We start from the raw sequence: 18,889 nt of genomic DNA on the forward strand, positions 1-18,889 counted from the left end.
TCATACCATTCTTTACAAAAATATCACCATAATACATGGCCTTATTAATTGCGGTTTGACCTATGCATCAAATTTAAAACGCAATATACGTCTGATCTTTGACAAGTTAATAAACATACAATTAACATTATATTTACATTGCAGTTGTAAATCGAACCGACAGCAACTGGTGTAAAAGGCACACAACAAATACAAAGACTTCGGTCTAATATAATGACACCCTAGGAGGGTCAAGGATGAACAAGAAGCACTGCTCTCTGCTTACAATTTCAATATTGTTTGCGTGTAATGCCCAGTCTGCGGGCTTTCAGGTGGCCGAACACTCGGCTTCTGGTCTTGGTAGAGCATTTTCAGGTGAAGGCGCAGTAGCCGACAATGCGAGCGTATTAGCACGCAACCCAGCTGCGATGACACTTTTTAAAGAAGCTCAATTTTCAGGCGCGCTATCTGTCGTCGATCCTGAAGTTAACGTCTATGACACTTTCCATAAAGAACACGCTAACGACGTTGCCCCACTACAAATCGTTCCGGCTGGCTACTACATCAGCCCAATCAACGACAAATGGGCTTGGGGTATTGGCATGTTCACCACCTACGGTGTCGCGACCGATTACCCAGATGACATTTCTGCTGGTGACATGGCGGGTGATACTTCCCTTCTTTCAGTCAACATTAACCCGAATATTGCTTACCGCATCAACGAACAGTTTAGCGTTGGTGGTGGTATTAACATTGTTTACGCACATGCAGAGCTTACTCGCCACAAAGGCTCATTGGCACCGTTATTTGGCCCAGGAAGCAAAAAATCTGACAACCTAATCGGCATGGAAGGCGATACTTTCGCTTTCGGTTGGAACATTGGTGCCCTTTACGAATTGAATGAAAACAACCGTTTTGGATTCGGTTACCGTTCCAAAGTGGATTTAGACTTCGATGAAGGTGAATTCAGCAGCTATGACTCTGGCATCGCTAATGCGTCAAAAGTCGATGGCCGTTTACAAATCTCTCTTCCTTCTATCATCGAACTGTCTGCATTCCACCAACTTACTGATCAGTGGGCTATCCATTACGGATGGCAACAGACTGACTGGAGCACCTTCGAGGAGCTAAAAGCAACAAGCCCGCAATGTAACGATGGTGTTGCTGGTCAATGCTTCTACAAACCAGAGAAATACGAAGACAACAACCGTTACTCATTTGGTGGCACATACACTTTAAACTCTGAATGGACATTGCGCGCAGGTATCGCATTTGACGAGCAAGCAGGTAAAGCAACACTGAGTATCCCTGATAGCGATCGTTTTTGGTACAGCGCAGGTGTGACTTACGCAATGAAAGAAAATCTGACATTTGATGCAGGCTTTGCCTACGTGAAAAGTAAGTCTGGTTCTTTCAAAGAAACCAATGCTGCAGATCAAGAAATTACGTTCGACTCAGAAGGTAGTGCATACATCAGTGCAGTACAGATGAACTACACCTTCAAGTAATGGGATAACGGAGTAAACCAATGAAACACACATTCAAACTATCACTGCTTTGTTCTGCAATCCTTCTTGCTGGTTGTGGTGATAACACATCAAGTTCAGGCACGTCTGAAACCGTTACATTTGAACCTGCAGTGCAAGCGCTGTTGGATCGAAACACCGAAATTAGCTTTACCCTTCAAGGAGCAAACGCAGATGTCCCTGCCCCGTCATTCCTACTAATGGACTCAAGCGACGGTACACTTGCGATCCCTACTGATGGCGATGATCAGCTAACAAATCCTCGCGCTGCAATGAATACGATGGATGGTTGGTCAACCACTATGCCTATCGTGCTAAACTTCAAGGGCGAAGGTTTTGCTACAGGTACGCTAGCATCTGGTGTTAGCGTGATTAAAATTAATCAACGCCTGACTGACTGGGACGGCGCTTCAAACCCTATCTCTGAAGTCTTGACCATCAATCAAGACTTTGTCGTTCAAGCAAATGGTAACTCTCTATATATTCAGTTTGCAGATGCTCTTGACGAATCAAGCGAGTATGTATTCGCGGTGACACAAGAAGTCAATGATGTAAACGGAGATCCTATCGGCACCTCTTCTAGCTACGCGGTCGCCAAGTCTAAAGAAGTTAAGTACGAAACGGGTGATCTTGCACTTGTACAAGCGGCAACAACTGGCATTGAGGGTATCTTTGGTATAGCCACTCAAGCTGGCTTAGCGAACGTTAATCCTGCCGATATCGTTTACTCTTCATGGTTTAGCACTCAATCTGTTGGGGACACGCTTGCAGCAGTAAAAGGCGTAACGGCAACAGGCTTCGCTACTGGTGCAAACACACTTAACGCCCTGTATAAAAACGATCCAGCGGAAACGGGGATTGAACTGTCGACCGCTTACACACTATCTCTGGGGCAAACTCAAGATTTTGTTACTGCATTTGATAACGACGAGGATTTCGATAAATACTTCTCTTCTTCTCCTGAATTAAAACAGGCGATTAAAGGGTTGTATGCAATGTCTGGCGCTAACGTCAATGTTACTCAAGGCGTGGTCCGCCTGCCTCACTATCTAGAGCAAGGTGCAAACTGGAACATGCAGCCGATGGAATCGGCAATGCCAAGTTTGGCTAAAGTAAGTGGCTCTATTGAAGACCCAGCCATTCTTGCGTCGCTGTTAGAATTTGGTATTGACCCGACTAAACTTGCTACTGATGTGAATGAACAGCTCAAGCTTGTTGGTACCGAGCTACACCTTTCTAACGGTCAGCAGTTGGATGAAGAGCGCCTTATTACGCGTTATTCACCAGTACCACAGGTTAAGTCAGTCGAAGATGTTGAAGTGTTACTATTCACTCCTGCGGATTCAGTGGCAAAAGACGTTGTTATCTATCAGCACGGTATTACTTCAGCAAAAGAGAACGCGTATGGCTTTGCGTTCAACATGGTCAAAGAAGGTGTTGCCGTTATCGCCATTGACCTGCCAATCCACGGTACTCGTAGCCTAGACGACCAGCGTTCAGCAAATGCGGATGTACTGGCTTACCTAAACCTGTCTAACCTTGCGGTAGCACGTGACAACCTTCGTCAAAGTATTCTTGACGTACTTGGCCTTCGAGCTAGCTTAGTTGTATCTGCACAAGGTGGGTTATTCGTCGGCGGCCCTCTTCAAGGTTTTAACCCTCTAGCGGGCTCGCAAGTGAAGATGCTAGGTCACTCACTTGGTGGCATTGTTGGTGCGTCTACCGTCGCTGCTGCAAACAATACGCTGGGCTCAGACCAAGCTGATGCTCTGTATAAATTTAGCTCCGCGTCACTATTTAATTCTGGCGGACAAATTGGCAATTTGCTACTTGGTTCGGCAAGCTATGGTCCACAAATCAAACATAACTTAGCGTATGCTGCATCAGCTGACTATCGTAGCTATGCAGACGCAAGTTGTGCAGATATTGAAGACAAAGCCTGTTATGAGACATTTGAATCGGTAGCTTCCCCGGAACAGCTCGCAGCTTTAGGTGCTGGTTTTAATTCATTTATCTATGCAGCACAGACCGCTTTAGATACCGTTGACCCGTTTAGTAATGTTAGTGATCTAACTGCAAATGGTACCTTATCAACGCCATTCTACATGGCTCAAGTCGAAGGTGATGACACCGTACCAAACAGCGTCCCTGGCGCTCCTTTTGCTGGTACTCAACCACTCGCAGCGAAGTTAGGGCTGAAAGTGGTCAATGCATCAGATACAAGCGTTGTCGGCGGGGCGAGCTTCGTTCAGTTTGGTAGCGATGGTAAACACAGTACCTTTGCTGTGCCGCTAACGACGATAGAACAACCGTACTACTTTGAAATGCAGGCTCAAAATGCTGACTTCATTAAAGACAACTCTCTATCCACTGTTACGAATACAACAGTACTAAAATAGAGCGTCATTAATGAGTATTAAGCGCCCAGTCTTTTGGCTGGGCGTTTTTATTTCTTTCAACAAGCAGCCCTTTTCAAAGCCTCTGCTATATTTGAATAGTTATCGTAGTTCACCAACCTAACACAAGGAAACTTCTATGCGAGCTTTAGCCGTTATAGTGACAGCTGTTCTTTTAGTGGCTTGTGGTAGTAGCCAATATCTCATGTCTACAGGTGAAGGGAAAATGATCACCTCATACGGAAAACCAGATTTAAATGAAGAAACTGGGATGTATGAGTATGAGGATGTAGATGGCAAAGAAATGAGTATTTCGAAAGATGAGATAGTACAAATAATAGAACGCTAAACCTCTCGCCTCCTGAGAGATTGGGAGGCGTTTTCCTCTCTGTTTTGTGGTTTTTCAATACGATTAATTCATCACTTAAAACAATTAGCACCATTATCTATATTCTATTTATTATTTGTTTAGCCAATATTTTACATCTTCGCTCCTTTCAGGTTGGAATATTGTAAAATCTCGCCTTTAATTCTCTAACACCCTTTTATTTCTCAGGATAAAGTGGATAATACCGCCACCCAAAAAACATTACTAAGGTGAGTCCTTATGTCTATCGAAGCTACTCTGCTTGCTCGCTGCGAGTCAAAATGTGAACTTTGTTCTTCTGAATCTCAACTAACTGCTTACGCGGTACCACCACACGGTAACGTAACAGTTGATACAGCTATCATGGTTTGTGATAAGTGCCATGGTGAGATCGAAGATCCTAAAGACATTAACCACTGGCGCTGCCTAAACGACAGCATGTGGAGTCAGGTTCCAGCAGTACAAGTAACTGCATGGCGCCAACTTACTCGCCTAAACACAGAAAGCTGGGCTCAAGATGCTCTTGACATGATGTACATGGAAGAAGAGCAAATGAACTGGGCTATGAAAGGTATGTCTGCTGACGACAAAACTGTTGACTGCAACGGCACTGAACTTAAGAAAGGTGACGACGTAACAGTAATCAAAGACCTACCAGTTAAAGGTACTAACCAAGTAATCAAACAAGGTACTGTTATTCGTGGTATCAGCCTTGGTGACGACCCTAAACTTGTTTCAGGTAAGGCAAACGGCGGTCAGTCAATGTACGTGATCGCAGAATACTGCCGTAAGAAGTAATCTCAACATTACTTTGTTTGACGGGGTTCCAATCGGAACCCCGTTTTCGTTTCTGTGTTCCTTCTTTCCCCTGTCTTTCTTCCTTCCCGCGTAATCTCCTAAATTGGTTGCTTTCGATCTCATCCATTTTCGATTAATGTTCGAGAAGGAAAAAATAAGATGGATTGTAGTATGAAGAAGTTAACCATCCTTGATGGCGGCATGGGACGTGAACTAAAACGCATGGGCGCCCCATTCTCTCAACCGCTTTGGAGCGCACAAGCTCTAATTGAATCGCCAGAATTCGTTTACCAAGCGCACAATAACTTCATTCAAGCTGGCGCTGAAATCATCATCGCGAACAGTTATGCCTGCGTGCCATTCCACCTTGGGCAAGCGCTTTACGAGCAACAAGGTAGTGAACTAGCACGCTTTGCCGCGCAAATTGCGCGTGAATGTGCAGACAAGTCGCCAAAACCTGTTCGAGTAGCGGGCTGCATACCGCCTGCATTTGGTAGCTATCGCCCTGACCTTTTCGAACCTAAACAAGGCGAAGTCATTTTCCGTACTTTGTATGAAGCTCAAGAAGATTATGTTGACCTTTGGTTAGCAGAGACCATCTGCAGCCTAGAAGAGCTAAAGTGCTTACAAAAAGTCTTCGAAAACAGTGTCAAACCTACTGCGTACGCCTTTTCTCTTAATGATGACTCATTAGAAACCGCGTTGTTACGCTCTGGGGAAACCGTTATTCAAGCCATTGAATGTCTGGCACAAAGTGGGCGCACAAAAAATGCCATCACCATTTACTTTAACTGCTCGGTACCTGAAGTGATGGCAAAAGCTGTCAGTGACACCAAGGCGGTTTTAGACCAACACATGCTCGATATTGAAATTGGAGTGTACGCGAACAACTTCACCGCTATCAAATCTAACCACGAAGCGAACAGCGCATTACAATCAATGCGAGAACTATCACCAGAGGAATACTTAACTTTTGCGCAAGAATGGCACCAACAAGGGGCAACCATTATAGGTGGATGCTGCGGCATAGGGCCAGAGCACATCAAAGCTCTGTCAGATTGGAAAAGTTCCGTTTAAATACAAAGCTAGTCCGCACTATTCCTTAGTGGAAGTGTAGATTTCAGATACAAAAATGCCGGCGATGAAGCCGGCATTTTCAATTCGCTTTCCAGTCAGATTAACGGTACATACCGATGTCTTTCTGAATATGAGAAGACAAGTCTTCTGCGTAGTAACTGCGCGGTGCAGAGTTATCTACGAAAAGAATGTCTAATAGGTGAGCAATCAATCCTTTGAAGTTAACCGAGTAGGTCTTCTTATCCATAGAGGTTGGTAAAGCTACATTTGTCATTTGCATTGCTTGTGCCATGATTGCCTCTCTTTAAAAGCAGTAATTTGTTTCGTTGTTTGTATATTAGTCATGTTTTCTCTGAGCAAAAAATGACAAAATTTGGTAATTCAGATTAGTTTTTCTTATAAAACAAACTCATTACAAATCATTGAAATACAAAACTCAACTAAATGCATACTTATGCAGATTAACGCATCTATTGTTGAATAACTTGGATTTACGCCTGTAAACCCAAGCTATTTAGTAACATTATTTTAACTAACAATTATTCCTAATGTTTAGGATTTTACAAAATTACTATGGATTTTGATTAGTAATTTTAACGCTAACTGTATTGGTTGTTTTGTTCTTATAGATAGAAGCAATAACTGCAGTTGTCATTACCGTCACCAAGAACGTAAGTGACCAAACAGTTGGAATTTCGTATTGTGTGCCCACCAAGAGCATTTTCGTACCAATGAACATCATGATTACAGATAGAGCTGGTTTTAGGTACACAAACTTGTCCAACATTGCTTGAAGTACAAAGTACAGAGAACGTAAACCAAGCAGAGCAAATACGTTAGCAGCCAATACTAAGAACGGTTCGCGTGTAACTGCAAAAATTGCTGGGATCGAATCCAAAGCAAACATTACGTCCATGACCGCAATCACACCAACAACGATCAGCATCGGCGTCGCGACCCACTTACCCGCTTGTTTCAGCAGCAAGTGGTTTCCTTGATACTCATCTGTCACTGGTAAAAATTTGCGAATGAACTGCTCTGGGTACGGGTTAATCTCTTCTTCTTCGCCTTTATCTCGCGCTAGTTTAATACCAGTCCAAATTAAGAACGCTGCGAATAGGTAAAGTACCCAATGGTATTGTGCAAGTAACTGAGCACCAACTCCGATCATAATCGCACGTAGTACAAGTGCACCAATCACGCCCCATAATAGAGCACGTGGACGCAAATGCTCTGGCACCTTGTATTGCGCAAAGATAATCGCAAACACAAATAAGTTATCAACGCTTAATGACTTCTCAAGTAAGTAACCTGTTAAGAATGATATCGTTGCTTTCTCGTGACCATACACGCTGTGTGGCGCGTAATAATCCCAGAAGAAATAGATAGAGCCTGCAAAGACAAACGCTAGTAAGAACCAAAAGACACTCCAGCCAATTGCCTTTTTCATGGTAATCACGCCGCCACGAGTCTGATAGATATCAAGTGCGACTAAAACCAAGGTAAATAGACCGAACACACCGTACATTGTCAGTGATTCTTGCAGTGGAACAGACTGGGTTAATTGGGTGGTATTTTCGATAAGAGACATGCTTCCTCCCATGCGGAAGGACATAATTCGGGCTGACCTTCCGCAAACAATACAAACCAGCAGTCACATTACCCATGTGTCTGCTAATCAATGAATGCGTTGGTCTCGTTGAAGTGATCACGTGACGAATCAGGTGACACCTTTATTTACCGGATAAGCTGATGCTTAACGAGATGACGATAAATAAACTTGCGCTAACTACTCCCCAAACACCGCCATAATACGCCTGCTCGGAGGGATCTCCAACAAAAAATCGTTATCGATAAAAATACAGTATTTTGTTGATAACAATTTATCAACAGCATGAATTCTAAAAGGTTCAAACGTAAAAAAGGAGCACATATGTGCTCCTAATTTTCGGAATGCTTGGTCTTTATAAACCCGTTAGTGGTACAAAGTAAACCAGTGTTGACCAAACAGTAACCCACGCAACAACAACCGCTGCATCAGCCCAATCGCTATTCCACATACTCTCTTCCTCTTACTCGCATGTGCAATAACACTTGAGCAAAAAAGATACCAATTTACGTCATTGGTTTCTCTGGGAGTAAAGTTTGTGACTTTGGTTCAAACAGTTCGGTTGGTCCGTCAGTAATTCGATAAAGCAATCTGCCATGGAAAGATTGCTAATAAAACCTTCGCCCTTCATATCGAGCAACGCTTCATAGCCCTCTTTACCCTTCATGGTGTATGCAGAAGAAGCGCCACAATACCAAGACTCATCTTCCATTTCACACCAACGACTACCATCGAAAACCTCCAGGCTTTTTACGCGTTGCCCCTTCGGTGCCTCTGCTTGGTATTCAAAGTTTAAGTTATGCGTATAAGGGTAGCTACCTGAACCCGTTCCTTCGACACCGTTATTCAGGGCGTTATTGATTGCGCCTTCCAATGCCAAGCGAACGGCTTTTCCTTGCACCTCATAACAACCGATTGGAACGGCAAATGGCAACAATCGTCCGGCAACATCTGCCACGGTAATATTTCCCGGGTTGAGAGATGTACGCACTCCTCCCGCGTTATGAATAGCGAACTGAACTTTATGTCCCCGCTTGTTTAGCGCGTACAAAAAAGAATGTGCGACTGCTGGAGCAAGTTCACTTCCGCCAAATTCATCAGGAATCCGAACATGACGTTTCTTCTCAGTTACGTTGGCAATCACTTGTGATTGAAGTTTACGCACTCTAGGTATGTATTTATCACTTAAGATCGCTTGTGTCTCTGGATGCTTTTTGCAGACAACCACGTTTGGTTGACCGTGGATAAAATCACACGCCTCTTCAAACACACCTTGGTCTAACTGCTCGTTAAGCGTTGAGTCCCAAAAAATGCGACGTCCCAGCAATAGCTCATTTTGACCACTTAACATGGTCGCTTTACCGTTTTCATCAAACTCAAGCACACAGTGACCCATGGTTAATGCGTGATAACCAGCTTGGACAACATAAGTATCATTCACTTTGACACCGTATGGGTCATCTTCGCCCAAACCGATTGCGGTAAAGTTACCTTGTAACCTATGGCTATGGCCTCCCACTATAATACCAATGCCATCCACTTGCGCTGCGAGCTCTAAATCCCCTTCATAACCTAAGTGACTCAAAAGGATGATGTTTTTAATTCCCGCCTGATGAATTTGTTCAACAGTATGTCTTGCCGTTTCGATAGCAGACATGAACGGCGTATCAGCATCTGGGTTGGCAATGTCGCTCATCTTGTCGATAGAAAGACCAAAGATGGCAACTTTCTCTCCGTGAAACTCTTTCACCAGATATTGCGCACTTTGGGTGCCAGTATCGAAGCTCAATACGTTATCGCAATCGCCCATGCGGTGATCTTTCGTTGGCAACTCATTCGATAAATCCCAGTTACCTGCAAGCAAAGGGAAGTCGGTACGCTGACAAAACAGAGCAACGGGTTCATTACCCATATCAAGTTCATGATTGCCTAAAGCCATCGCATCGATGTTTAGCGCGTTTAATAAGTCGGCGTTTGCTTTGCCTTTGAATAACGAAAAATACAACGTACCTTGGAAACAGTCGCCGGCGTGAAGAAACAACATGCCCTGACCTTGACGTTGTGCGTCGTCGCGCAACTGCTCTACGCGCGTTGCAATACGTGAAAATCCACCAGCGCTCACGTAAGGTTCTAGTGTTCGTTCGTTATCGATATTGAGTTTCAGCTGTAATGACGTTGGCTCAAAGTAGGAATGAGTGTCATTGATGTGTGCCAATTTGATTCTGACTGGCTTATGATTTTTATTCATTGTCATCTTCTCTCTTTTCATTCCTTTTAATTATTAGAACTGAATCATGACAGAATCATGAATTTTATGAAACAGAGAATTGGTTATTTCATTTTTACGTGATCAACACACGTTAGACGTACAAGTTTGAAAGTGACTCTACGCCTAAACGGTCTGTATTCATAGCGTGAATGCTCTTAAATTTGTGAACTGAGCTTAACTTGCCTAGATCAATTTAATATATGCTTTAGGAGAAGCAAAAGAACTCTCGATAATTCAAATAATTGCAAGGAGGAGTGAGATGAGACTAGAACGCATCGAAATCTCTGGGTTTAGAGGCATTAAACGCCTTTCACTCTCTTTTGACGAACTGACCACTTTAATCGGTGAGAATACGTGGGGGAAATCATCCCTACTCGACGCCTTGTCTCTCGCCTTACCCGCTGATGGTTCGCTCTATCAATTTGAAATGACCGACTTTCATGTCGACTATGCGATTTCGCACCCACAAACTCAACACCTTCAAATCATCCTCTGTTTCAAAGCACAAGATAAGCACGAGGCAAATGCAGGACGTTATCGACGAATAAAACCAACCTGGTGCATTAATGAAGATAACGAACATGTCATCTATTACCGTTTAAGTGCAACTCGTGACGGGCACAATATCACGACCAAATACGCATTCTTAAATTGTGATGGCGAGCCAAAACAACTGCATCATTCAGATAAGTTAGCCGTCGAGTTAATGACCTTACACCCAGTCATTCGACTTCGTGACTCTCGCCGCTTCCCACAACAAAATCATGTCAATGGGGATAGTAAAAACGCACGTATAGAAAAACGGATTGATAACACTTGTCGACGTCTGTTTGCTATGCCAGGGCACGTAAATAAAGGTGAAGTTCGCAGTAGTTTAGACTCAATGCAAACATTAGTGGAACACTACTTTGCGTTCCGCAGTGTGAAGAAAGGTAACCCTAGAAAACCGCGTGATGGCCTTTTCTACGCGAGTCCTTCCGCTGAAAAAGGGCTATCGCAGTTTTTGAGAGAAACGAATAACAAGCAAACACGTTTACTATTGATGGGGTTGCTCAACGCTTATCTTCAAGCAAAAGGGCCTAATGACCTTAGACGTTGTGCGAGACCCATACTGACGATTGAAGACCCAGAAGGTCGATTACATCCCACTCATCTGTCAAGGGCATGGGGCTTGTTACAACTACTGCCCATGCAAAAAATCCTAACCACGAACAGTGCTCGTTTACTCGGTTCCGTCCCGCTGGCATCTATCCGTCGCTTGGTTCGCTTGTCAGATCGAACTATGGCTCGATCGCTTAACACGAACCGATTCAGTGTCGATCAGCTACGCAGGATTGGCTTTCATATTCGTTTTCATAGGGCCGGATCACTATTTGCACGTTGCTGGTTGTTAGTTGAAGGTGAAACAGAGGTATGGCTATTCAATGAACTCGCTCGACAGTGTGGTTATGACTTAGCAGCAGAAGGCGTTCAAATTGTTGAATTTGCGCAATCTGGTTTGAAGTCACTGATAAAAGTCGCACAGGGATTCGGAATCGACTGGCATGTTGTCACCGATGGCGATCCTGCCGGTAAGAAATATGCTAATACCGTCCGAGCCCATCTAGAACATGATCAAGAGCGCCATCGCCTAACCGAACTACCAGATCGCGATATCGAACACTTTCTATATAACAATGGGTTTGAAATTTTCTTTAAGGACATCATCAAAGTTCCTCATGAACACCCTATTCCCGCTAAAAAAGTCGTTAATCGCGTCTTGAAAAAACACGCTAAGCCCGATTTAGCCTTAGCCATTGTGGCTCATTGTGAGGAGAAAGGCATGGAGTGCATCCCGGTGTTGTTACGTTGGACACTTAAACGTGTTGTCACGATGGCAAACGGAAACACTTAGTCATGAGCCATCAATAAACAGCATGCAAAAAAAAGCACACCAATTTGGTGTGCTCGTATCAAGAATCAGTAATTTTGATTAACTGTATTGAACGGGATAAGTCTCAATACACAGCGGATACAAATAAGATCGGGGGTTCACTACTGTACTTGCTCAGCGAGCGAAGAAGTAGCGGCTGATTTCGCATGTAACCAAAGTCCTGTTGCTTTCATTAAGTAACCAAATACGCCACCTAAGATCAGCGATGGCACAACAAGTTGCCAATTGCCGTCTGCAGCAAAAGTCGCGCATGAACCAATAAAAGTACCAGGGATGTACGCTAACCAAGCTTGCTTAGCTTGAATACACATGAAGAACGCAACAACAGCAGTAATTACGTAACCGATAATCTCTAAACCCACGTATGTTGAACCATAGATGATAACCATCGCCCAGAATACGCCAGTCATATTGGTAAGTAAGCTTTCTGCTAACCCTTTCAAGCCACTTGTCGGGGATGCAAAGTAGCTTGTACAGCCAAGAAAGCCCGCCCAAGATAAAAGGCCAAGGGAAATAGCGATCCAGCCCCATACGCCAGAGAGAATGCCAGTGGTAATCGAAATTGCTAAAAGTGTGGTCATGGTATTCTTACCCGCTTTGCTCGTTTCGTACCGTTATGGTTCGAAAACTGCCTTCATACATTGAAATCAGGCAGTCAATACTAGGCATATCCACCGAGGAGTTCGGTGACCAAGATCTCATTAACACCCTATCAAGTTGCATGTTTTACACGTTAAATTTGACGCAACCGATAAATCAACAGATTTCGAAAATAACAAAAACGCAGTGAATTGAGCGAAAATCACAAAAAAGGCCCTACAAAATGCAGAGCCAATTCCAAAATTCGACCATTTTGTTTTGGATATCACTTAAAGAACGGAAGGTTTGCCTTTCATCATTCTTAATCCTTCTCGCTTAATACAATCAACAAGCGGGTTTTCCGCCATATCAGCACGCCAGATAAACGATAAGGTTCGATCCATCTTCAGATCGGGTACGTTCAGCGCAACCAAGTCCCCTGCTTCAATATAGCGTTCTACATCAAGGTAAGGCAGACAGGTTAGATACTGCCCATTGGATACCAAGCTTCTGAGTACTGGTACGTGCTCATACTCACGCCACACGTCCAAATCTTCAATAAGATGGTGAATAGAGCTATCAAAAATCTTGCGAGTACCAGAACCATGTTCACGCAACACCCATTTTGCTTGTTCAAGTTGAGCTAAGCTCACCGAAGGGTTACGTGCAAATGGATGGTGAGAAGCTGCGACTACAGTAAGGTGGTCACGACACCAAATCTCTTGGTGCAAACGGTTATCATCACAGCGCCCTTCAATGACACCCAGATCGTATTTGTAATCCAAGACACCATCGATGACAGCCTGCGTACTCTGTACCCCTAGTGAGATACGCATCTCAGGAAAATCATTATCAATGATACTGATAAGGTCAGGAACTAGGTGTTCTGCAGGTGTTTGGCTCGCGCCTAATCGAATGTGTCCACTCAACAAGTGTTGCTCGTAAAAACCCATTTCAATTTGTAGCGCATCTTGCAGTAAACGCTTTGCTTTCGGTCTTAACCACATCCCCCAATGGGTTAAAGCCATTTGCTTGCCTTGCCTTTCAAATAAAGGCCTACCAAGCATTTTTTCCAACTGAGCAAGCGACATGCTCGTCGCCGATTGAGTCAAAGCCAGTTTATCCGCGGCCTGGCTTACACTGCCGGTATCTGCAACTGCATCAAAAACCGCTAATTGCTTAAGTGAGTAGCGCAAAGTGTCCTCCCTAATTGGCGAGTATTCCCCATACTCTCGCAACCCCAAAATACATGCGCTAATACGCAATGAGGTTCATTTTACCTGCCTTTAAAAACTTATCAAATAATTTGATGAGGATTCTAAATATTATCAATTTTACCTGTAGCTCTGACCTGCTTAATCTGGATATGCGGTTCGGGAACACCGCAACAAAAAACAATAACACCTTCACTTTCGAGTACACAAAACACTCGAGTTCATTAACCAAGGAGTTCATATGGAACCACAGACTAAGGAGTCATTATGGCGGTGACCAGCCCTCAAAATCACCAGTATTTCTCTCCAAAAGAGATGATGGCTGAAGCTGAGAAGTTTGCTCTTAGTAAAGCAAACAAAACCAGCGGCATGACACTGGGTTTGGCAATTATGGCAGGCGCATTCATCGGTTTAGCATTCTTGTTTTACATCACAGTGACTACAGGTAGTGCGGATGCGGGTTGGGGTCTTAGCCGTCTTGCAGGTGGTTTAGCATTCAGTATGGGTTTAATACTCATCGTTATTTGCGGTGGTGAGTTGTTTACCAGCTCAGTGCTTTCGAGCATCTCATGGGCAAACAAACAAATCTCATTCGGCAAGATGTTGTCGATTTGGGGCAAGGTTTATGTGGGCAACTTCATCGGTGCAATGTTCCTACTTGCATTGGTAAGCGCAGCAGGCTTGTACCAAATGGATGCCGGTCAATGGGGTTTAAATGCACTAAACATCGCACAGCACAAGCTACACCACACATTGGTTCAAGCATTTGCACTGGGCATTTTATGTAACTTGTTAGTTTGTCTTGCTATCTGGCTGACATTCAGCTCTGCAAATGCAATGACAAAAGCAGCCATGACGATTCTACCAGTAGCAATGTTCGTCAGCAGCGGCTTTGAGCACTGTGTAGCAAACATGTTTATGGTACCGCTAGGTATCGTTATCGCGAACTTCGCACCGGAATCATTCTGGACTGCAGTTGGTGTACCGGCTTCTCAATATGCAGATTTAAATGTCGGTCACTTTGTCACTGCAAACCTAATTCCAGTAACACTTGGCAACATCGTCGGTGGTGCCGTATTGGTTGGCTTAGCTAACTGGTGCATTTACCGTCGCCCAGAATTAAAAGCAGCAGAAGTTGCATCTATTACAAACACTACAACACTCACGTCAGTTAAGGAACGCACTATGAAAAACGCATCGATTGTAAAAGAGATTATGAACCCGAGCCCAGTTACTCTGAGCGTAGAAATGCCAGTATCAACTGCACTAGATACCCTATTAGACAACAATCTAATCAGTGCTCCTGTTGTTGACATTGAAAATCGTCTAGTCGGCTTCTTCTCTGCTCACGACGTAATGGTAGAGCTTTGGTGTCAAGATTACATCCCAGCTCAAGAGCAGAAGGTTGTCGATTTGATGAGCCGCGACGTGGTAGCAATTGACGCAAACGACCGTTTAGTGGATGTAGTTGAGTTCTTGTGTATCGACAAAGAGCAACTTTACCCAACAACAAGCATGGGTATGGCAACACGCTTTACTTCTCTTTCTCTAGAAGAGCGAGCTAAGAGCATCAAAGTAAGTAAGCCTCAAGTGCTTCCTGTACTAGAAAACGGTTTGATGGTTGGCGTAGTGACACGTTGCGAAGTTCTTAAAGCTCTTCGCCCTGTGTACGGCGAGCGTCTAAACCTAGTTGAAGACAAAGTACTAGAAACTGCATAAGACAATAAAAACTAGCAAGACAAGTTGGCACCAATAAAAAAGCGCTCTATTTAGAGCGCTTTCTTCGTTCAAGCCATGCGAGTTTAAGCAGTGCAAGCTTGCGTCATGAAAGTTAAGAAATTACTTCTTAACACCTTCAATGTGCAGCTCCATATCAACGTAGCTAGAAGAACCCATTACTGGGATTTCAAAGTCAGCAAGCTCTAAACGAGTTTGGCCAATGAAGCCCGCACGCTCACCACCCCATGGGTCGTTACCCGCACCAACAAATTCTGCTTCGATCGTGATTGGTTTAGTCACACCGTGAAGAGTAAGGTCACCTGTTACATCCAGCTTACCGTCGCCTTTATCTACGACTTTTGTGCTCTTGAACGTCGCTTCACTGTATTTACCTGCATCGATAAAATCACCGCTGCGGATATGTTTGTCACGCTCAGCATGGTTTGAATCAAGGCTAGTTGTATCAACCACTACGTTGACTTTAGCGTCAGAGATGTTGTTTTCATCAAAAGAAAAGTCACCAGAAAATGTATTAAAACGACCTTTGATGAAGCTGTAACCTAGGTGGCTAACTTTAAAGTTAATAGATGCGTGAGCGCCTTTCGTATCGATAACGTAATCTGCTGCATTAGCACCAAACGGTAGTGCCATTGCAATAGCTAATCCTGTAGCGAAAAGTGACTTTTTCATTTTGAAGCTCCTAACATTTTTCTTAATGTGTTGTCTTTATCGATAATGTGATGTTTGAGTGCAGCAGCGGCGTGCAAACCAGCCATTAGGATCACAGCCCAAGCCGCATAGAAGTGAATTTCACCTGCAATATCTGATTGACCAGGGAATAATTCCCCTGCACCAGGTACCGTAAACCAATTAAATACTTCGATACCGCGACCATCAGATGTTGAGATGAGGTAACCTGAAATAAAGATAGTGATAAGCAATAGATACATCACACCATGCGCAGCTTTTGCTGCGACCACTTCATAAGGTTTCCCTTCCACTTTTGGTGACGCCGTCACATGTTTCCATACGATGCGCGCTAAAGTGAGTATTGCGAGTAGAATGCCCACAGAGCGGTGATAATGTGGTGCCGTACGATACCATTCGCTGTAGTAGCTAAGGTCTACCATCCACAACCCCACAGCAAACAAACCGATGATACAAAGTGCTGATAGCCAATGCATAAATCGCGCAGGTAGGTTGTAGTTCTTTACCAGTGTTTCCATCTCACGTTCCTAGATATGTTCCTAAGTTGATGTTGAGCAATAAACACAACATTAACTTATTTACCTTGTGTGAAACAGATTATTTACCATCCTTTACATCTAACCAATATAACTCGTTAAAACAACTTGTTCGAAAAATTTGAAGGAACTTAAAACCGTTTGTAAAACGGAAACTTAGAGTTGGACTTCTTGTTCTATTTCATACAACTCATCACTCATTTCTAGCATGCGTCGTTCGATTACTGCTTTTGCGTCTTCAATCCCTTTGTTGTAATAGATTGGAGCTAGTTTCTCCGTAATGAAATCAATCAAAAACTCACTGTCGAACTGGCCAATCTCAACGCTCAGTTCATCTTGCATATAATCTTGAATGGCGACAGCTAGGATTTCTTTTTGTGCTCTTTCTAGTTTAATCATATATATCTCGCGGAACTCTATTCTCAATTTTGATGTTTAGATCAAGAAGTTGCCCATCTAAATTAGTCTATCCTGAAAAGACTATGCTAACCTTTTGCCGTCCTAATTTGTAACCGTTAAGGGAATATACTTGCTACTCGACTTAGTTATCCAAAGCGTCAATGATTTTCAAGACGACTGTCTTAAGCTGTGTGAGAAGCATTACCCAGCGGTACATAATCAGGGCATGAGTGAACACCACCTCGGTATTGCGTTTGCTCGTCGTATGGAACATACGCTTTCACATTTTGGTCATAACAGCGTGATCAAATCCCTAGAGGTGCTCGACACCCCAGAACAGCCTCACCACTACCGAATTTCATCAGAAATTGGCACTGTATGGGTGTTAACTCATCACTTGGTCAGTGCGGGAAAGGCGTGCCGTGAAAACTTATTGTCTTCTATTACAGAGTGGCAAAGCGAATATGGTTATGCTCTTCAACCAAATGATCTGTTGCTGCTGGTAAGTGATCATTGGATTAGCCGAAGCAAAACAAGTAGAGAGTTGCTACATTGGTGGATGGGAGAGCTACCTGACTCAATAAATGAGTACACAGAGCAAGGAATAACCTTGTACACGAGTGAATCCCAATTAACCCACTCTCTGGACTCACGATTTGGTATCAGCCCTTGCTATATCAAGTTTGGGCATCCACTTCGACGCTCAAACAAAGAACAGCTCGTAAGAAAATACCTTCAATTGTATGCGGTTTTACAGTGGTGAACCTCATAAAATAATCTTGTCGCTATCACATTTGACACCATTAAATTTGATACGACTCGACATTTCTAATCATCTCGTACGACATCACTTGCTAACTGTAATAACAATCTATTAGATAAAGATTATTGGCGAAAAATAAGTAACCCTCATACTTAAAAGTCTTTTAAAATAAGAAGTTGGCTTAGGTTTACGTAATAATGATGAGCATACAGCAACTAGTGAGTTGCATTCATAAACAGTTAGATGGGCAGTTTATTGCAAAGTACAAACATCTTACTTTGCGAAGTGTCTTTCAACCCATATATCAGAATGAGTTGAAGATCATTGGTCTCGAGGCTCTAGTGAGAATCTCAAATAAAGACGGGTTAATGATAAGGCCTGATGCTTTTTTTCATTCAAACACCGTTAACGAAAGTGATCAGCTCAATGTGGAACGCTTAAGTCGACTCATCCATATTCAAAACTTCGGTCAATCCAGATTTCACGCCAAAAAACTGTTTTTAAACGTGCTCCCAAAAGCCGCAGAAATGCTGGCTCTAGATCGCTCCTACTACAACCTACTAAAAAGAACACTCAAACAAGCAGGAGTTCAAAAACAACAAGTTGTGATGGAACTCGTCGAAGTGGATGCAAGTAGCGAAGCGACACTTCACCATGCAACGAGAAAACTAGGTCACAGCGGTTATATGCTGGCGATTGATGATTACGGAATTAATGCGTCAACCAAAGAACGGGCTAAGAGTGTCAAGCCCCACATTATCAAACTCGATAGATCGCTACTGCTGCAGTACGAAAATGGTGATAGCCATAAACTAACACAAGCCCTTACTCTAGCGCGGGAAATCAACTCGAAAACGGTTATCGAAGGAATTGAAACCGAGCATCAACTTAACTTAATGAAAAAACTCGGTTTCGATATGTATCAAGGCTACTTATTGGCAATGCCGCAAACGCTTGAGGCGTACCAAGAAGCAAAGACGGCTTAATCAGGGTTACTGATATCTCCCATCACCTTTT

The 18,889-nt window shown here is 43.5% G+C and carries 17 protein-coding genes; 9 read left to right on the plus strand and 8 right to left on the minus strand.

The window, feature by feature from the left end:
• Positions 1-236: 236 nt before the first annotated feature.
• The 5 genes from J4N37_RS16350 (at position 237) to J4N37_RS16370 (ending at position 6,143) form a co-directional block, all read left to right on the plus strand.
• Positions 237-1,487 (plus strand): outer membrane protein transport protein, encoded by a 1,251-nt coding sequence (locus J4N37_RS16350; RefSeq protein WP_252042771.1) that lies wholly within the window; start codon positions 237-239, stop codon positions 1,485-1,487.
• A 20-nt stretch (positions 1,488-1,507) separates the two neighbouring features.
• Entirely contained in the window at positions 1,508-3,904 is a 2,397-nt protein-coding gene (locus J4N37_RS16355; protein WP_252042772.1) for a VolA/Pla-1 family phospholipase, read from the plus strand.
• 136 nt (positions 3,905-4,040) lie between these two features.
• A complete protein-coding gene (locus J4N37_RS16360) occupies positions 4,041-4,250 on the plus strand; it encodes a YgdI/YgdR family lipoprotein (protein WP_252042774.1) in 210 nt (69 codons plus the stop codon).
• Positions 4,251-4,508: 258 nt separating this feature from the next.
• The gene (locus J4N37_RS16365; protein WP_010451854.1) at positions 4,509-5,066 is read left to right on the plus strand and encodes a PhnA domain-containing protein; all 558 of its coding nucleotides are present in this window, start codon (positions 4,509-4,511) and stop codon (positions 5,064-5,066) included.
• A gap of 171 nt (positions 5,067-5,237) precedes the next feature.
• Complete coding sequence (locus J4N37_RS16370; protein ID WP_252042775.1) at positions 5,238-6,143, plus strand: homocysteine S-methyltransferase family protein; 906 nt, start codon at positions 5,238-5,240, stop codon at positions 6,141-6,143.
• Positions 6,144-6,243: 100 nt separating this feature from the next.
• On the opposite strand, the gene J4N37_RS16375 is transcribed toward J4N37_RS16370, so the two are convergent.
• The 3 genes from J4N37_RS16375 to J4N37_RS16385 all read right to left on the minus strand — a co-directional run bounded on the left by J4N37_RS16375 (position 6,244) and on the right by J4N37_RS16385 (position 10,006).
• Positions 6,244-6,435 carry a hypothetical protein gene (locus tag J4N37_RS16375; protein ID WP_010451858.1) on the minus strand — a complete coding sequence of 64 codons (192 nt, stop codon included), beginning with the start codon at positions 6,433-6,435 and terminating at the stop codon, positions 6,244-6,246.
• A gap of 279 nt (positions 6,436-6,714) precedes the next feature.
• Entirely contained in the window at positions 6,715-7,734 is a 1,020-nt protein-coding gene (locus J4N37_RS16380; protein ID WP_252042776.1) for a TerC family protein, read from the minus strand.
• A gap of 529 nt (positions 7,735-8,263) precedes the next feature.
• Positions 8,264-10,006 (minus strand): bifunctional metallophosphatase/5'-nucleotidase, encoded by a 1,743-nt coding sequence (locus J4N37_RS16385; protein WP_252042778.1) that lies wholly within the window; start codon positions 10,004-10,006, stop codon positions 8,264-8,266.
• Positions 10,007-10,280: 274 nt separating this feature from the next.
• Between J4N37_RS16385 and J4N37_RS16390 the strand changes: the two genes are divergently transcribed.
• Positions 10,281-11,915 (plus strand): DUF2813 domain-containing protein, encoded by a 1,635-nt coding sequence (locus J4N37_RS16390; RefSeq protein WP_252042779.1) that lies wholly within the window; start codon positions 10,281-10,283, stop codon positions 11,913-11,915.
• Positions 11,916-12,055: 140 nt separating this feature from the next.
• Here the strand turns inward: J4N37_RS16390 and J4N37_RS16395 are convergent, their stop codons facing one another.
• Positions 12,056-12,535 carry a DUF1097 domain-containing protein gene (locus tag J4N37_RS16395; RefSeq protein ID WP_045385212.1) on the minus strand — a complete coding sequence of 160 codons (480 nt, stop codon included), beginning with the start codon at positions 12,533-12,535 and terminating at the stop codon, positions 12,056-12,058.
• A gap of 288 nt (positions 12,536-12,823) precedes the next feature.
• Complete coding sequence (locus J4N37_RS16400) at positions 12,824-13,729, minus strand: LysR substrate-binding domain-containing protein (RefSeq protein WP_010451883.1); 906 nt, start codon at positions 13,727-13,729, stop codon at positions 12,824-12,826.
• Between the two features lie 285 nt (positions 13,730-14,014).
• On the opposite strand from J4N37_RS16400, the gene focA reads away from it, so the two are divergent.
• Entirely contained in the window at positions 14,015-15,466 is a 1,452-nt protein-coding gene (focA, locus tag J4N37_RS16405; protein WP_010451887.1) for a formate transporter FocA, read from the plus strand.
• Positions 15,467-15,586: 120 nt separating this feature from the next.
• Here the strand turns inward: focA and J4N37_RS16410 are convergent, their stop codons facing one another.
• The 3 genes from J4N37_RS16410 to J4N37_RS16420 all read right to left on the minus strand — a co-directional run bounded on the left by J4N37_RS16410 (position 15,587) and on the right by J4N37_RS16420 (position 17,109).
• A complete protein-coding gene (locus tag J4N37_RS16410; RefSeq protein WP_010451889.1) occupies positions 15,587-16,156 on the minus strand; it encodes a YceI family protein in 570 nt (189 codons plus the stop codon).
• Positions 16,153-16,692 (minus strand): cytochrome b, encoded by a 540-nt coding sequence (locus J4N37_RS16415; protein WP_010451892.1) that lies wholly within the window; start codon positions 16,690-16,692, stop codon positions 16,153-16,155. Before J4N37_RS16415 ends, J4N37_RS16410 begins: the two co-directional genes overlap by 4 nt.
• 174 nt (positions 16,693-16,866) lie before the next feature.
• Positions 16,867-17,109 carry a DUF2164 domain-containing protein gene (locus tag J4N37_RS16420; RefSeq protein ID WP_038884045.1) on the minus strand — a complete coding sequence of 81 codons (243 nt, stop codon included), beginning with the start codon at positions 17,107-17,109 and terminating at the stop codon, positions 16,867-16,869.
• Between the two features lie 130 nt (positions 17,110-17,239).
• Between J4N37_RS16420 and J4N37_RS16425 the strand changes: the two genes are divergently transcribed.
• Positions 17,240-17,872, plus strand: a complete 633-nt coding sequence (locus J4N37_RS16425) for a hypothetical protein (protein ID WP_038884043.1) — start codon at positions 17,240-17,242, stop codon at positions 17,870-17,872.
• A 197-nt stretch (positions 17,873-18,069) separates the two neighbouring features.
• The gene (locus tag J4N37_RS16430) at positions 18,070-18,858 is read left to right on the plus strand and encodes an EAL domain-containing protein (RefSeq protein ID WP_252042780.1); all 789 of its coding nucleotides are present in this window, start codon (positions 18,070-18,072) and stop codon (positions 18,856-18,858) included.
• Positions 18,859-18,889: the final 31 nt, after the last annotated feature.

The organism is Vibrio sp. SCSIO 43153, assembly GCF_023716625.1.
Classification (GTDB): Bacteria; Pseudomonadota; Gammaproteobacteria; order Enterobacterales; family Vibrionaceae; genus Vibrio; species Vibrio rotiferianus.

Excerpts from the sequence above, each read along its gene's own strand:
- J4N37_RS16395 (WP_045385212.1), bottom strand. The coding sequence starts at position 12,535 with ATGACCACACTTTTAGCAATTTCGATTACCACTGGCATTCTCTCTGGC.
- J4N37_RS16410 (WP_010451889.1), bottom strand. The coding sequence starts at position 16,156 with ATGAAAAAGTCACTTTTCGCTACAGGATTAGCTATTGCAATGGCACTA.
- J4N37_RS16430 (WP_252042780.1), top strand. The coding sequence starts at position 18,070 with ATGATGAGCATACAGCAACTAGTGAGTTGCATTCATAAACAGTTAGAT.
- J4N37_RS16365 (WP_010451854.1), top strand. The coding sequence starts at position 4,509 with ATGTCTATCGAAGCTACTCTGCTTGCTCGCTGCGAGTCAAAATGTGAA.
- J4N37_RS16390 (WP_252042779.1), top strand. The coding sequence starts at position 10,281 with ATGAGACTAGAACGCATCGAAATCTCTGGGTTTAGAGGCATTAAACGC.
- J4N37_RS16380 (WP_252042776.1), bottom strand. The coding sequence starts at position 7,734 with ATGTCTCTTATCGAAAATACCACCCAATTAACCCAGTCTGTTCCACTG.
- J4N37_RS16355 (WP_252042772.1), top strand. The coding sequence starts at position 1,508 with ATGAAACACACATTCAAACTATCACTGCTTTGTTCTGCAATCCTTCTT.
- J4N37_RS16415 (WP_010451892.1), bottom strand. The coding sequence starts at position 16,692 with ATGGAAACACTGGTAAAGAACTACAACCTACCTGCGCGATTTATGCAT.
- J4N37_RS16370 (WP_252042775.1), top strand. The coding sequence starts at position 5,238 with ATGAAGAAGTTAACCATCCTTGATGGCGGCATGGGACGTGAACTAAAA.
- focA (WP_010451887.1), top strand. The coding sequence starts at position 14,015 with ATGGCGGTGACCAGCCCTCAAAATCACCAGTATTTCTCTCCAAAAGAG.
- J4N37_RS16420 (WP_038884045.1), bottom strand. The coding sequence starts at position 17,109 with ATGATTAAACTAGAAAGAGCACAAAAAGAAATCCTAGCTGTCGCCATT.
- J4N37_RS16350 (WP_252042771.1), top strand. The coding sequence starts at position 237 with ATGAACAAGAAGCACTGCTCTCTGCTTACAATTTCAATATTGTTTGCG.
- J4N37_RS16360 (WP_252042774.1), top strand. The coding sequence starts at position 4,041 with ATGCGAGCTTTAGCCGTTATAGTGACAGCTGTTCTTTTAGTGGCTTGT.
- J4N37_RS16385 (WP_252042778.1), bottom strand. The coding sequence starts at position 10,006 with ATGACAATGAATAAAAATCATAAGCCAGTCAGAATCAAATTGGCACAC.
- J4N37_RS16375 (WP_010451858.1), bottom strand. The coding sequence starts at position 6,435 with ATGGCACAAGCAATGCAAATGACAAATGTAGCTTTACCAACCTCTATG.